Genomic DNA, 15,117 nt, shown 5'->3' on the forward strand with positions numbered 1-15,117 from the left:
AGAGAATATTTTCTGTATGTCTCTAAGAAAACACTGATAGTTACGGGTTGATTAGTTAATAATCGTTATCATTTCCCGCTGGTAGCACAAGAAAATTCAGCTTGCGTAAAGAAAGGTAAAAAAAACCGAATGCAGGGCATCCGGTTGAAATAGGGGTAAACAGACATTCAGAACTGAATGACGGTAATAAATAAAGTTAATGATGATAGCGTCGAGTATTTTAGTTGCGGGTGAAGGTTTTGTTTTGTCATTCAGTGCTATCACTTGTTTTGCGGTTAACTTGTTGTTTATTAATGTAGAAAATGGTTTTTTTGATTATTTGTGCTTTATTTGTTAGCTAATCGTGGCGAAAAAAAGTTCCCTAAAATTTACAAAATGAAACATCTTGTGGGCAATTTGAAACACCTTAAAAGTTTTAGTATCATATTCTTGTTGGATTATTCTGCATTTTGCAGCAAAATGAACTAGCCGACTGATTAGAACGTTAATCAGTAAGCAGTGGCATAAAAAAGGCATATAACAGAGGGTTAATAACATGAAAGTTAAAGCACTGTCCCTCCTGGTACCAGCACTGCTGGTAGCGGGCGCAGCGAATGCGGCTGAAATTTATAACAAAGACGGCAACAAATTAGATCTGTACGGTAAAGTTGATGGCCTGCACTATTTCTCTAGTGATGACGGCGCCAACGGTGACCAGTCCTACGTTCGTTTCGGCTTCAAAGGCGAAACTCAGATCAACGACCAGCTGACCGGTTACGGCCAGTGGGAATACAACGTTCAAGCGAACAACACCGAAAACTCCAGCGGCAACGCATGGACTCGTCTGGCATTCGCTGGTGTTAAATTCGGCGACTACGGCTCATTCGACTACGGTCGTAACTACGGCGTTCTGTACGACGTAGAAGGCTGGACCGATATGCTGCCAGAGTTCGGTGGCGACTCCTACACCAAGTCTGACAACTTCATGACTGGTCGTACTAACGGTGTTGCAACTTACCGTAACAACGACTTCTTCGGTCTGGTTGACGGCCTGAAGTTCGCTCTGCAGTATCAGGGTAAAAACGAGAACCCAGGTTCTGGCGAAGGTACCAACAACGGTAACCGTAGCTTCCGTAACGCTAACGGCGACGGCTTCGGTGTTTCTTCTACCTATGACATCGGCGAAGGCTTCAGCGTAGGTGCGGGTTACACCACTTCTAACCGTACCAACGATCAGAAAAACGCTAACCTGGCTAACCAGCAGTACACTGGTGGTAACAAAGCTGAAGCGTGGACTGCTGGTGCTAAGTACGACGCGAACAACGTCTACATTGCTACCATGTATGCTGAAACCCGCAACATGACTCCGTACGGCAGCACTGATAGCCTGAACGGCGGCGGTATCGCTGACAAAACTCAGAACTTCGAAATCACTGCTCAGTACCAGTTCGATTTCGGTCTGCGTCCGGCGATCTCTTACCTGCAGTCTAAAGGTAAAGGCCTGAACACCTTCGGCGGCGACTCCGACAAAGATCTGGTTAAATACGTAGATCTGGGTGCGACCTACTACTTCAACAAGAACATGTCCACCTACGTTGATTACAAAATCAACCTGCTGGACGGTAACGACGACTTCTACAAAAACAACGGTATCGGTACCGACAACGTTGTTGCACTGGGTCTGGTTTACCAGTTCTAATCTCACTGCATAGTGATACAAAGGGGCCTCTGGCCCCTTTTTTAATGTCTCAACTTGCTGAAACTGGTGTACCCTTGCGCCTTCAGCAAGAGGATAACAACGACATGGACATGACTTTTTTACGCACAGCTTTCCTGACAACCTGTGTGCTCCTGTCTGGCTGCGATTCAGCCAGCAAAACCCCGGAAGTGACAAAACCTGCCGCCACGGTGCTGGAAGGAAAAACCATGGGGACCTACTGGCGTGTCAGCGCCATCGATTTGAATGCCGCTCAGCAAAAATCTTTACGTGAAAGGGTACAGGCGCAGCTCGACGCAGACGATCAGCTGCTGACGACCTGGAAAAGTGACTCCGCGCTGATGCGTTTCAATCATTCTCAGAGCACGACACTCTGGCCAGTGACGGAAGCGATGGCCGATATCGTTACCGAGTCGCTGCGGATTGGCGCAAAAACCTACGGGGCGATGGATATTACCGTCGGGCCGTTAGTCAATCTTTGGGGTTTTGGTCCGGACAAACAACCAGTGAAAACGCCAACCCAGGCGCAGATTGACGCCGCGAAGGCGCGCACCGGTCTGCAGCATCTGACGGTGGTAAACCAGTCGGGCAAGCAATTCTTGCAGAAAGACATTCCGGATCTTTATGTCGATCTTTCGACGGTAGGTGAAGGCTATGCCGCGGATCATCTGGCACGACTGATGGAGCAGGAAGGGATCTCCCGTTACCTGGTCTCCGTGGGCGGCGCGCTGGTCAGCCGCGGGATGAACGCCGAGGGTAAGCCGTGGCGCGTGGCTATCCAGAAACCGACCGATCGTGAAAACGCGGTGCAGGCTATCGTTGATATCAACGGCCACGGGATCAGTACCTCGGGTAGCTACCGCAACTACTACGAGCTGGATGGAAAACGCATCTCTCACGTTATCGATCCGCAGAGCGGGCAACCGATTCAGCACAATCTGGTGTCGGTGACGGTGATTGCGCCGACCGCGCTGGAAGCCGACGGTTGGGACACCGGGCTGATGGTGCTGGGGCCGGAGAAAGCCAAAGAAGTGGTGCGGGAACAGGGGCTGGCGGTTTACATGATCACCAAAGAAGGTGAAAACTTTAAGACCTGGATGTCGCCGCAGTTCGCCGGATTCCTCGTCAGCGGCAAAAATTAAAAAGCAAGATTGCGGGTTTTTTCTCACCGACTGTACGGCAAAGTAGGGCTAACCTTAACCAAGGAGGCCATGATGAAACAGAACACGCTGACAACCGAAGCATCCCGCTGGCAGGCGGTGCTGAATCGCGACCCGCAGGCGGATGGTATGTTCGTGTTTGCCGTACAGACCACCGGTATTTTTTGTCGCCCATCCTGTCGTGCACGCCATGCGTTGCGCCAGAATGTGCAGTTCTTCCCGGACGCCCAGGCCGCGCTGGCGGCGGGATTCCGTGCCTGCAAACGCTGCCAGCCTGATAAGCAGGATCCCGGGCAGCAGCGGGTAGAGAAAATTGCCAAAGCCTGTCGCCTGCTGGAGCAGGACACCCCGCTCACGCTGGATGAACTGGCCGTAGCGGTTGGGATAAGCGCGTTTCACCTCCACCGTTTGTTCAAAGCCACTACCGGAATGACGCCAAAAGCCTGGCAGCAGGCCTGGCGCGCCCGTCGGCTGCGCGAGTCGTTAACGCAGGGGGAGAAAGTCACCACCTCAATGCTGGACGCCGGGTTCCCCACCAGCAGCAGCTACTATCGCAGCGCCGATGCGGTTTTGGGGATGACCGCGCGGCAGTATCGTGAGGGCGGGAAGAATACCGATATTCATTATGCGTTGGGCAATAGCGCCACTGGATTATGCCTGGTTGCCGAGAGCGAGCGGGGCGTCTGTGCGGTGCTGCTTGGCGACAGCGACAGCGTGCTGGTGGCCGAACTGCAGCAGATTTTCCCGCAGGCGAACATTCAGCCGGGCGATGACGCACTGGTGCAGCGCCTTGGCAAAGTGATTGTCTGCCTCGATGCGCAGCACGTACCTTCAACGCTGCCGCTGGATATTCGCGGTACCGCGTTCCAGCAGCGCGTCTGGCAGGCGCTGCGTGAGATCCCGGTCGGGGAAACCCGCAGCTATCGACAAATTGCGGAACATATCGGCCAGCCCAAAGCGGTGCGCGCCGTGGCGGGAGCCTGCGCGGCGAACAAGCTGGCGCTGGTGATCCCGTGTCACCGGGTGGTGCGCGATGACGGTACCCTGTCGGGGTATCGCTGGGGTGTAGCGCGTAAAGCCGAGCTTTTGCGGCGTGAAGCGAAAAGCGGAGAGGTGTAATGCTTGATCTGTTCGCCGATGAGGAACCCTGGCAGGAGGCGCTTGCCGACGGCGCGGTGATCCTGCGCCGCTTTGCCTGCGCCGAGGCCGGGGAACTTTTCACTGCCATCAGCGCGGTGGCGAGCGTATCGCCGTTTCGCCAGATGGTAACGCCCGGCGGGTATACCATGTCGGTGGCGATGACCAATTGTGGCGCGCGGGGCTGGGCCACCGATCGGCACGGCTATCTGTACGCCACGCAGGATCCGCAAACCGGCAGCCCGTGGCCTGCTATGCCTGCGCTATTTCGCGCTTTTGCTGTGCGGGCCGCGCTGGCGGCCGGTTATCCCGATTTTTGCCCGGATGCCTGTCTTATCAACCGCTACGCCCCGGCGACGAAGCTCTCGCTCCATCAGGACAAAGACGAGGCCACGCTGCTGGCGCCTATCGTTTCGGTCTCGCTTGGGCTTCCGGCCATCTTCCAGTTTGGCGGACTACGGCGCAATGATCCGTTGAAGCGGGTATTGCTGGAGCACGGTGACGTAGTGGTGTGGGGTGGAGCGTCGCGGCTTTTCTATCACGGTATTCAACCGCTCAAAGAGGGGCATCACCCGCTTACTGATGCGTTTCGCTATAACCTGACCTTCCGTACCACCGGACTTAGTGAATAAAAATAAGAATTATTCTTGATGTAGCCTGACAGCAGTTTAAACTGCTGGCTGCTTTTTCTCGTCCGGGTTGTGTTATGGAACTTCTCCTGCTTGTCTGGCGCCAGTACCGCTGGCCATTTATCGCTGTGATGGCGTTGAGTCTGCTGAGCGCCGCGCTTGGCATTGGGCTGATTGCTTACATCAATATGCGCCTTATCACCGTCGTTGATACCTCGTTAAGCGTTCTGCCGGAGTTCCTGGGCTTACTGCTGCTGTTGATGGCGGTCACGCTCGGCTCTCAGCTGGCGTTAACCGTGCTGGGACATCACTTCGTTTATCGCCTGCGTAGCGAATTCATCAAACGTATCCTCGACACGCAGATAGAACGCATTGAGAAGCTCGGTAGCGCCTCGCTGCTGGCGGGGTTAACCAGCGACGTGCGCAATATCACTATCGCTTTCGTGCGCCTGCCGGAGCTGGTACAGGGCATTATTCTGACCTTTGGCTCTGCGGCCTATCTGGCGTGGTTGTCCAGCAAAATGCTGCTGGTCACGGCGGTGTGGGTGGCGATAACTATCTGGGTCGGCTTTATTCTGGTGGCGCGGGTGTACGCGCACATGGCGACCCTGCGTGAAACCGAAGACAAGCTCTATCAGGACTACCAGACGGTGCTGGAAGGGCGTAAAGAGCTGACCCTCAACCGTGAACGCGCCGAATACATCTACAACCAGCTGTATATTCCGGATGCCCGCGAGTACCGCCACCATATTATCCGTTCCGATACCTTCCACCTGAGCGCGGTAAACTGGTCGAACATTATGATGCTTGGCGCTATCGGGCTGGTGTTCTGGATGGCGAACGGCCTCGGTTGGGCGAATACCAGCGTGGCGGCCACTTATTCTCTGACGCTATTGTTCCTGCGCACGCCGCTGCTGTCGGCGGTGGGGGCATTGCCGACGCTGCTCAGCGCCCAGGTAGCATTCAGGAAGCTGAAACAATTTGAACTGGCGCCTTACCGACCGGAGTTCCCGGTGCCGGAAGCGAACCGTCAGTGGCAGACCCTTGAGCTGCGCGACGTCACGTTCCACTATCAGGATCAGAAGTTTGCCGTCGGGCCAATTAACCTGACGCTGAACCGCGGCGAAATGGTGTTCCTGATTGGCGGTAACGGCAGTGGAAAATCGACTCTGGCGATGCTGCTGACGGGGTTGTATCAACCGATTTCCGGGCAAATCCTGCTTGACGGCGAACCGCTGGCAGCGGAAAAACCGGAAGATTATCGCAAGCTCTTTTCTGCCGTGTTTACCGACGTCTGGCTGTTCGACAGGCTGCTTGGCCCCGAGGGGCAACAGGCCTCCCCTGAGCTGGTGGAGAAGTGGCTGCAGCAGCTGAAAATGGCGCATAAGCTTGAGCTGGAAAACGGTAAAATCCTTAACCTGCAGCTGTCGAAAGGACAGAAAAAACGCGTGGCGCTGCTGCTGGCGCTGGCAGAAGAGCGTGACATTATTCTGCTCGATGAGTGGGCCGCGGATCAGGATCCGCATTTCCGCCGCGAGTTTTACCAGGTCCTGCTACCGCTTATTCAACAGATGGGCAAAACGGTGTTTGCGATAAGCCACGATGACCACTATTTTATTCATGCAGACCGTCTGCTGGAAATGCGCAACGGCCAGTTAAGCGAGCTCGTCGGAGAAGAGCGTGATGCCGCCTCACGAGATGCGGTGGCGCGAACCGCCTGATGATTTTTACCCTTTTCAAGGATTGCTGACAGATGTCCGTAATAAGTAGTAACAGCGCCCAGCTGCGTGACCAGGAACGTGCGCGTCTGATATGGATGTTAACCACCGACAAGACGATAACGGCGGCCCTGCTCGGTAAAATCCCTCCAGAACAACAGTACGATACCGGCACGTTAGCGCGGGATATCGCCGAAGTAGGTGCGCTCACCGCGCACCTGCCCGCACCGGATCTCGCGGATACCCTGGAAGCGCTGCCTACTGATGAACGCCATGCCCTGTGGAATGTGGTGGAGGACGACAAGCGCGGTAAGGTTCTGCTGGAAGCCTCAGAAAACGTCTGGGAAGACCTGATTGAAGGCATGAGCGACCGCGCGCTACTCGATGCCCTTGAAACCCTCGATATCGACGAACAGATTTATCTCGTCCAGCACCTGCCGCGTAACCTGACCGGCCGTCTGGTTGCCTCGCTACCGGCGGAAGAGCGGGCGCGTGTACGACAAGTGATTAATTACGCCCGCAACAGCGTCGGCGCGATCATGGAGTTCGAGATAATCACCATTCGCCCGGACGTGACGCTCGGGGTGGTGCAACGTTTTCTGCGCATTCGCGGCAAAATGCCGGAGAACACCGATAAGCTGTTCGTGATTTCCCGCGACAAGCATCTGCTCGGCGAACTGGAGCTGAAAACTATTCTGCTGAACCCGGCGCATCGTATGGTGGCCGAAGTGATGGAAGCAGAACCGGTGACCTTCCACCCGGAAGAAGACGCCGAGAAGGTGGCACGCACCTTCGAACGTGACAACCTGGTCAGTGCCGCGGTGGTTGATGCCGACGGCAAGCTGATGGGGCGTTTGACCATCGATGAAATTGTTGATGTGGTTTACGAAGAGACCGACAACGATATTCGTCAGATGAGCGGTCTTAGCAACGACGAGGACGTTTTTGCCCCGGTCAGCAAAGCGATAAAAACCCGCTGGGCCTGGCTTGCTATCAATTTATGCACCGCGTTTATTGCTTCGCGAGTGATTGACGGCTTTGAGCACACGATTTCTCAACTGGTGGCGCTGGCTTCACTGATGCCGATTGTCGCCGGTATTGGCGGGAACACGGGTAACCAGACGATTACGATGATTGTGCGGGCGCTTGCCCTGCAGCACATCCAGCCAGGTAACTTCTCGTTCCTGATCCTGCGCGAAATGGGCGTGGCGCTGATTAACGGCCTGGTGTGGGGCGGGATTATGGGGGGCGTCACCTGGTGGCTGTATGACGATCCTCAGCTCGGCGGCGTAATGATGCTGGCAATGGTGCTGAACCTGCTGGTTGCTTCGCTGATGGGGGTGTTGATCCCGATGATTATGACTCGTCTGGGGCGTGACCCGGCTATCGGTTCTAGCGTGATGATAACCGCTATCACCGACACCGGCGGATTCTTTATTTTCCTCGGTCTGGCGACGCTGTTTCTGACTTAACGTCGTGCTTCTGGCGAAGGTGGCGCGGAATGAGCCACATCGCCACCATCCCCGCTAACACACCTACTGCCAGATTGCTGGTGGTAAGTGTTCCCACAACGGTTATTACCATCACGAGGGTGGCAGACCACGGTGTGGTTTTAAGCGTTGCCGGCTGAATGCTGTGCCAACTGACGGTTTTCACCGCCACAATCACCATGATCCCGGCAAGCACTGACATCGGTATTTTTGCCATCACTTCGCTGAGTATGGTCACCAACAGCAGCAGGACAAGCGCTGCGGCAAGTGTGGATATCCGGCTGCGACCTTTGCCCATCTCCACGTTGACAATCGTCTGACCTATCATCGCGCAACCGCCAATGCCGCCGTAGCTGGCTGCGAGGATATTGGCGATGCCGAGCCCGGTGCTTTCCCGCGATTTACTGGAAGGCGTTGCGGTAATGTCATCGACCAGCCGTGCGGTTAAAAGCGATTCGAGCAGGCCAACAAACGCCACACTTAGCGCACAGGGCCAGATGATGGCCAGCGTTTCGAGATTCAGCGGCACCTGCAGTTGCGTAAAGCCCGGAAGCCCTTTGCTCATTTCGCCTGCATCGCCGACGGTAGGCAGTATTTGACCGGTGGTGACGGTAAACAGGGTGAGCAGCACGATGGCGATAAGTGGGGAAGGGATGCTTTTGATGACTTTCGGCGCCCACAGCACAATAAGGAGCGTGGCAACAAACAGTGCGACAATGAGCGGGCTACGGCTCCAGAAATGCGGCACCTGGGCAAAGAAAATCAGCACTCCCAGCGCGTTGACAAAGCCGGTCATCACCGATGATGGAACATGGCGCATCAGCTTTGCCATACCAAACATACCGAACAGGATTTGGATGAATCCGGCCAGGATAACCGCGGGCAGAATGTAGCCTACGCCGTACTGGTGCACCATAGGGCCAATCACCAGCGCGACAGAGCCTGCGGCGGCGGTCACCATGGCAGGACGTCCACCCAGCACCGACATCGCCAGACAGAGCACCACAGAGGCAATCAGGCTGACCTTAGGGTCGACGCCGGCAATCACCGAAAATGAGATAACCTCCGGGATTAACGCAAGGGCGGTTATCACCCCGGCCAGGGTTTCACGGGTGAGCAGTGCGGGAGAGCGCAGTATGTGCTTAATAGTCGCCTGATGTGGCGCAGAGATCTGAGATTCGGGCATAAGTTTTCGCACGTGAGAATGATGATAGTACAGACGCTGGCTTCCGTGCGCTTCATCACAAAACGGGTGATAATAGCGCGCCAGCTCACACTCTGCCAGCCCTAATCATCAGTTTGGTGATACATTTTTTTAGCAATTTTCTAACAGATCTCAAAACTAAACTTAAAGTTTAAACAATATTTAAATTTTTCATCGTCAGTGATAACTTGAACTTACCGAATCGTTTCACCTGCGCTAAAAACAAACGCGAGTTCATGTAAGGCTCTAATACGATGAAAAAAACGTTGGCCGTACCCAGCTCACAGGTGTCTGTTCCCGATGCAGCCGCAACTGCCGCCCGAACCCACACCCGCACTGAGCAAGAGACGGATGTATTGCTGATTGGCGGTGGCATTATGAGCGCGACGCTCGGCACCTGGCTTCAGGAGCTGGAGCCAGACTGGTCAATCACCATGGTTGAACAGATGGACGGCGTGGCACAAGAGAGTTCTAACGGCTGGAATAATGCGGGGACCGGTCACGCCGCACTGATGGAGCTCAACTACACGCCACAAAAAGCTGATGGCACTATCAACATCGACAAAGCTATCGCGATTAACGAATCTTTCCAGATATCCCGCCAGTTCTGGGCCCATCAGGTTATCCGTGGCGCGCTGCGTCAGCCAAAATCCTTTATCAACACCGTACCGCACATGAGCTTTGTCTGGGGCAACGACAACGTGAATTTCCTGCGCGCGCGTTATCGTGCGCTGCAGCAGTGCGATCTGTTCCGTGGTATGCGCTACTCAGAGGATCACGAGCAGATCAAAGCCTGGGCGCCGCTGGTGATGGAGGGACGCCATCCGGGCCAGAAGGTTGCCGCAACGCGCACCGAAGTGGGTACCGACGTCAATTACGGTGAAATCACCCGTCAGCTGATTAAATCTCTGCAGCGCCAGGAGAACTTCTCCCTGCAGGTCGGAACGGTAGTGCAGCGTTTTAAACGCAACACGGATAACAGCTGGACGGTGACGGTGTGCGACGCTAAACAGCGCCATGCCAGACGTACCATCAGGGCGAAATTTATCTTTATTGGTGCCGGCGGGGCTGCGCTCAAGCTTTTGCAAAAAACCGGGATCCCGCAGGCAGCCGATTACGCTGGCTTCCCGGTCGGTGGGCAGTTCCTGGTGACCGAGAATCCGGAGGTGGTGAACCAGCATCTGGCAAAAGTGTACGGCCAGGCTTCTGTTGGTGCACCGCCAATGTCGGTGCCGCATATTGATACCCGCATCATCGACGGTAAACGCGTGCTGCTGTTCGGGCCGTTTGCCACGTTCTCGACAAAGTTTCTCAAGAACGGATCGCTCTGGGATCTGCTGGCCTCGACCAACACGTCCAATATTCTGCCGATGATCAATGTCGGGCTGGATAATTTTGATCTGATCAAATACCTGATAAGCCAGGTGATGCAGAAAGAGGGCGATCGCTATGCGGCGCTGGCTGATTACTACCCGCAGGCGGAGAAAGGCGACTGGCGGCTATGGCAGGCCGGTCAGCGGGTGCAGATAATCAAACGTTCTGCCAGCAAAGGCGGCGAACTACGCCTGGGAACGGAGGTGGTCTGCGATGATGAAGGCACCGTTGCCGCACTGCTTGGCGCATCACCCGGGGCTTCTACCGCCGCACCTGAGATGCTCAAACTGCTGGAACGTGTCTTCAAAGCGCGAGTGCAAACGCCTTCCTGGCAGGCAAAGATCAAGGAAATCACCCCGACGTGGGGCATGAAGCTTAAGGATAATCCGGCGCTCATCGAGCAGGCGCTGGCCTATACCAGTGATGTGCTTGAGCTACATTACGAGCCGCAGGCCGGTTTCGATCCGGTACCGAAGGCGCAGCCGGTTGTGCAGGATACTACGGTGAAAGAGATGGCGGATATCGCGCTCTGAAGCAAAAACCCCCGGCTCATCACCGGGGGGGTTGTTTTAGCGAACAACCGCGTTGTTGACGGTCTCTTCGGCTTTCCAGATACGGTATTTCACGTCGACGTTATCCGGTGTGTAAATCACGATTGGCAGTTTACTGTTATAACGGATCATGCCGTTATCACCCAGGCCTGCGGTAATGAATTTCTTCTCTTTCTTACCGTCCGGGCAGGCCATCATGGTGGACATCGGTCCGTTCACTTTATCGAAGACATAGTAGTCGTAGCCCCAGCCTTCCAGCGTTTTGCTTTCAAGCTCACCGCCCAGACGGTGCTGGTTGCAGTCAACTTCCAGGGTTTTGCCGATCAACAGCTCGACTTTGTAATCGCCTTCATTCTTCTGCTCTGGCAGCTGAATGACCTGGCGCTTCATGCCTTTCTCCGCTTTCGGATAAGGGGCAACTTTTTCCAGTGGTTGCTCGCCGGCGAAGGCGCTGCCGGAGACGCAGGCAGCAGCCAGCATGGATGCGATGAGTAAACGAGAATTTTTCACTGTTAATCCTTTTTATCAGTTTAATACCGGAATAGCGTAGCACTGATACGGCTAATGATAAGCGGAATTTACTGATTTTTTCATTTCATCCAGCTATATGTGCTAAAAAGCCAGCCGAATGGCTGGCTTGAATGCTGGCAGGAAAAACGATCAATACTCGTTAAAGTACTGCTGAATCTTCTGCGGATCGCGGGTTTGCGTCAGCGCCAGCTGCAGCAGTATGCGCGCTTTTTGCGGGTTCAACGTACCTGAGGCGACAAACCCGTAGCGAGCGTCGTCTACTTCGGCGTCACGGGTGGTCGCGCCGGTTGGTACGCGGGAAGAACGCACGACTACCACCCCTTTTTCGGCTGCGGTGGCAAGGGTATCAAAGATGGTTTTATAGAGGTTCCCGTTACCCACCCCGGCGCTGATGATGCCCTGATAACCATCCTGAATCAGCGCCTTCGCCGGTAAATCGGAGGCGTTGGCGTAGTTGTACACGATACCCACTTTTGGCAGCGTGGTCAGATTGCTGACGTCGAACGGTGTGGCGGTGGTGTGCTTCAGGGCAGGAGAGCGCTGGTACTCGATTTTGCCGTTATGAATATACCCGAGCGGACCGTAGTTCACCGCTTTAAAGGTGGCGACGTCGGTCGTATTGGTTTTCGCAACGTCGCGGGCATCCATCACCGTATCGTTCATGGTGACTAAGACGCCGCGGCGGGCCGATGCCGGATCGGCGGCAGTCACCACGGCGTTATACAGGTTGAAAGGGCCATCGGCACTCATGGCGGTGGAAGGACGCATGGCCCCGGTCAGCACCACGGGCTTATCGCATTTTACCGTCAGGTCGAGGAAATAGGCGGTTTCCTCCATGGTGTCTGTCCCGTGGGTAATGACAAAACCGTCGGTTTTACTGCATTCAGCGTTGATCTTTTTAGCAAGCGTCAGCCATACCGCATCGTTCATATCCTGCGAACCGATATTCACTACCTGCTCGCCTTTGATGACCGCAATGTCCTTGAGCTGCGGAACGGCTTTTACCAGGCTTTCAACCCCGACTTTACCGGCAGTGTAGGAGGACTGTGTGGCGGATTCCCCCCCTCCGGCAATGGTACCGCCGGTGGCGAGAATCGTGACCTGAGGGAGCGCCATTGCCGTGCTGCTGCAGCCAAGAACGAGCAATGCGACTGCTGAGAGTGTCAAACGGGACATGCGTCAATCTCCTTATGAATGAGTTGCTGGGATTATCCTTATACCCACATGAAAAACAGTGACTTATTCCATGTTTACGCAATGACCTGAGCGGTTACAGCCGGTTATTTTTGGATTTTGCTATAGAGATATTCGAAGGATGTTCTTTGTTGCAGGCATAAAAAAACCAACCGCGAGGGTTGGTTTTCTTTGGGAATTTTGGTCGGCACGAGAGGATTTGAACCTCCGACCCCTGACACCCCATGACAGTGCGCTACCAGGCTGCGCTACGTGCCGATACGTGGGCTAATACTACCCGTTTCTGTTTTGAATGCAAGCAAGCCCTCTGCTAACTGATTCATAATTAATCAGTTAGCGATGAAGCGCTTCTCATCCGTCAGAACCTGCAGCAGCAGACTGAGCTGCGGTTTCTGATCCTTCAGCTTGTCACCTTTTCGATCCCAGGTGGTGTATCTACCGTTGTTTTCGAGCACGACGGTGATTTCCGGCGCGGTGATGGCAAGGGTATTGGTATCCGCCGAGGTCACCCAATACTGGCGGCGAGTGGCGCTGAACAGATCCTGACCCTGAGAATATTCATTCGCCGGGGTGCTGACATGTAGCAGACGCTGCATCAGCGTGGTCATCACGTCTTTGTGACCGGTCAGCGTATTAATGCGTTGCGCTGGCGTGCCCGGCCAGTGGATAACCAACGGCACCTGCAGGGCAGGGCGTGACCAGTCGAAACCATTACGCTGAGCGTCCAGCGGAATACCGTGGGCCGCCGTGATGATAACCACCGTGCTGTCCATCTTGCCTGAAGCCTGCAGCGCGTTCAGCACGCGGCCAATTTGTGCATCAACGTCGCCTGCTGCCTGGCTGTAACGGCGGGTAAAGCTCTGCTGCTGGCCGTCATCGATAGTGGTACCGTTCAGTGCCACCCACGAGAACCAGCGGTTATCGTTCTCAGCGTCGTGCTCGAGCCAGTTAATCCACTGGCTGGCAGTTTGTTCATCGCTCTGATCTTTTGCCGGTGGCAATGAGAAATCGGAGAGCAACGCCTGGCGATACATCGGGCTCTGGAAACCATCAGACGAGAACAGCCCCAGCTGGTAACCCTGCTGATTTAGCGCCGTCACCAGCGCCGCTGGCGTGCGCGTCGACAGAATGCCGTCCATGTAGCCTGCGGAAACACCGTAGAACAGGCCGAAGATGCCGCCATCGACGGTGTTACCAGAGCTCATGTGCTGGGTGAAGGTCACGTTTTTCTGCGCGAAGCTTGCCAGTTCCGGCATCAGCTTCTCGTAGCGCGAGTAATTCAGCCCATCAACCGTAATAAGCAGGACGTTCTGGCCCGGCCCCATATCACGGAAGTGCAGATCGCTCAGCGGATACTGAACGGAAACGGCTTCCGGGTCGCCTTGCTCAATCAAACGACGCTGGAAGTCCTGCGCATCAAGCAGACCATGCTTCTCCAGAAACCGACGGGCGGTCATGGGGTAGGAGAGGGGCAGGTTGGCGCGCTGCATGGTGATCGGCCGATAGAAATTGGCATCCGCCCAGATGTACATCAAATGGGAGGAGATAAAGGAGATAAAGAACAACCACGCGACCGGCACCGCATAGCGGCGGCGACGGGTAAGGCTGCGCAGCTTTTGCCAGCTCCAGGTGGCGAACAGCATCTCAAGCAGCAAAATAACCGGTACGCTGATAAACATCAGCTGCCAGTCTCGCGCGACTTCGTTCTGGTCCGGGTTAATCACCAGTTCCCAGACGAAGGGATTAAGATGGAGGTGGAAGCGGGTAAAGACTTCGGTGTCGATGAGCAGGAGCGTCATTCCGGCGGTGGCGAGGATCGCCGACAGGAAGCGCATCAACCGCTGCGACATGACGATAAACGTCAGTGGAAACAGGATCAGTACGTAGGTGGTAAACACCAGAAAGCTAAAGTGCCCGACAACACTCACCCAGGAGTAAAGTCTCCCGGCAAGCGTTGTCGGCCAGTCGGCGACAAAAAGATAGCGGCTACCGAGAACCATGGCCAACAGCATGTTGAACAGGGCGAACCAGTGCCCCCAGCTAACCATCTGGGAGACTTTTTCTCGGTAAGACTGACGGTAAGTCACCATATGCTGTTGTACGTGTTCCTTAGTGAGCCTTGTCGTCGCTGACGGAAGACTGAAGCGCCTGGGCGAACGAACGGGCAATCGCCTGACGCTGGGCCGGAGCGACGCTGGTATTAATCAGGTTAGTCACCATATTACCCAGCACCATCAGCGACAGGTCGGTCGGCGACTTATGTTTTTCCAGTACGTTGAGCAGTTCACTCAGCAGTTGTTCAACGTGTTCATCACTATAGCGGGAGAGTTGCGGCATAAATCAAAATCTGTTTGTTCATGAAAGGGCAACATATTAACGTAGCACCAGCTTTTTTTCCGCTTTTTTTCTACTCTTGCACAGTCGCGCCGGGGG

Annotated in this window: 12 protein-coding genes and 1 tRNA gene; 7 read left to right on the plus strand and 6 right to left on the minus strand. The window is 54.9% G+C overall.

Going from position 1 to position 15,117, the window contains the following annotated elements:
- The first annotated feature begins 535 nt into the window (after window positions 1-535).
- The 6 genes from ompC to mgtE all read left to right on the plus strand — a co-directional run bounded on the left by ompC (window position 536) and on the right by mgtE (window position 7,812).
- Entirely contained in the window at window positions 536-1,678 is a 1,143-nt protein-coding gene (gene ompC, locus GYRE_RS15080; RefSeq protein ID WP_038256320.1) for a porin OmpC, read from the plus strand.
- A gap of 104 nt (window positions 1,679-1,782) precedes the next feature.
- Entirely contained in the window at window positions 1,783-2,838 is a 1,056-nt protein-coding gene (apbE, locus tag GYRE_RS15085; RefSeq protein WP_038256322.1) for an FAD:protein FMN transferase ApbE, read from the plus strand.
- A gap of 72 nt (window positions 2,839-2,910) precedes the next feature.
- Window positions 2,911-3,975: a bifunctional DNA-binding transcriptional regulator/O6-methylguanine-DNA methyltransferase Ada gene (gene ada / locus GYRE_RS15090; protein ID WP_038256324.1), complete on the plus strand. Its 1,065-nt coding sequence runs from the start codon at window positions 2,911-2,913 to the stop codon at window positions 3,973-3,975.
- Window positions 3,975-4,625, plus strand: coding sequence for a DNA oxidative demethylase AlkB (gene alkB / locus GYRE_RS15095; RefSeq protein ID WP_038256326.1), 651 nt, complete (start codon window positions 3,975-3,977; stop codon window positions 4,623-4,625). Before ada ends, alkB begins: the two co-directional genes overlap by 1 nt.
- Before the next feature lie 74 nt (window positions 4,626-4,699).
- Window positions 4,700-6,343: a multidrug ABC transporter permease/ATP-binding protein gene (locus GYRE_RS15100; RefSeq protein WP_038256328.1), complete on the plus strand. Its 1,644-nt coding sequence runs from the start codon at window positions 4,700-4,702 to the stop codon at window positions 6,341-6,343.
- 32 nt (window positions 6,344-6,375) lie between these two features.
- On the plus strand, window positions 6,376-7,812 hold the full coding sequence (gene mgtE / locus GYRE_RS15105; RefSeq protein WP_006820897.1) for a magnesium transporter: 1,437 nt from the start codon (window positions 6,376-6,378) through the stop codon (window positions 7,810-7,812).
- Here the strand turns inward: mgtE and GYRE_RS15110 are convergent.
- Entirely contained in the window at window positions 7,775-9,016 is a 1,242-nt protein-coding gene (locus tag GYRE_RS15110) for a SulP family inorganic anion transporter (RefSeq protein ID WP_038256330.1), read from the minus strand. The two genes, mgtE and GYRE_RS15110, sit on opposite strands and share 38 nt — an antisense overlap.
- Before the next feature lie 272 nt (window positions 9,017-9,288).
- Here GYRE_RS15110 and mqo point away from each other — a divergent pair, with 272 nt between their 5' ends.
- Window positions 9,289-10,941 (plus strand): malate dehydrogenase (quinone), encoded by a 1,653-nt coding sequence (mqo, locus tag GYRE_RS15115; protein WP_038256332.1) that lies wholly within the window; start codon window positions 9,289-9,291, stop codon window positions 10,939-10,941.
- 36 nt (window positions 10,942-10,977) lie between these two features.
- Here mqo and eco read toward each other — a convergent pair whose 3' ends face one another.
- The 5 genes from eco to GYRE_RS15140 all read right to left on the minus strand — a co-directional run bounded on the left by eco (window position 10,978) and on the right by GYRE_RS15140 (window position 15,021).
- Entirely contained in the window at window positions 10,978-11,469 is a 492-nt protein-coding gene (eco, locus tag GYRE_RS15120) for a serine protease inhibitor ecotin (RefSeq protein ID WP_072009078.1), read from the minus strand.
- Window positions 11,470-11,619: 150 nt separating this feature from the next.
- A complete protein-coding gene (gene ansB / locus GYRE_RS15125) occupies window positions 11,620-12,666 on the minus strand; it encodes an L-asparaginase 2 (RefSeq protein WP_038256334.1) in 1,047 nt (348 codons plus the stop codon).
- Between the two features lie 199 nt (window positions 12,667-12,865).
- Window positions 12,866-12,942 (minus strand) — tRNA-Pro (locus GYRE_RS15130).
- Window positions 12,943-13,013: 71 nt separating this feature from the next.
- Window positions 13,014-14,774: an LPS biosynthesis-modulating metalloenzyme YejM gene (gene yejM / locus GYRE_RS15135; RefSeq protein WP_006820892.1), complete on the minus strand. Its 1,761-nt coding sequence runs from the start codon at window positions 14,772-14,774 to the stop codon at window positions 13,014-13,016.
- A 19-nt stretch (window positions 14,775-14,793) separates the two neighbouring features.
- Window positions 14,794-15,021 carry a YejL family protein gene (locus tag GYRE_RS15140; protein WP_006820891.1) on the minus strand — a complete coding sequence of 76 codons (228 nt, stop codon included), beginning with the start codon at window positions 15,019-15,021 and terminating at the stop codon, window positions 14,794-14,796.
- Between the last annotated feature and the right edge of the window lie 96 nt (window positions 15,022-15,117).

This window comes from Yokenella regensburgei ATCC 49455 (assembly GCF_000735455.1).
GTDB lineage: Bacteria > Pseudomonadota > Gammaproteobacteria > Enterobacterales > Enterobacteriaceae > Yokenella > Yokenella regensburgei.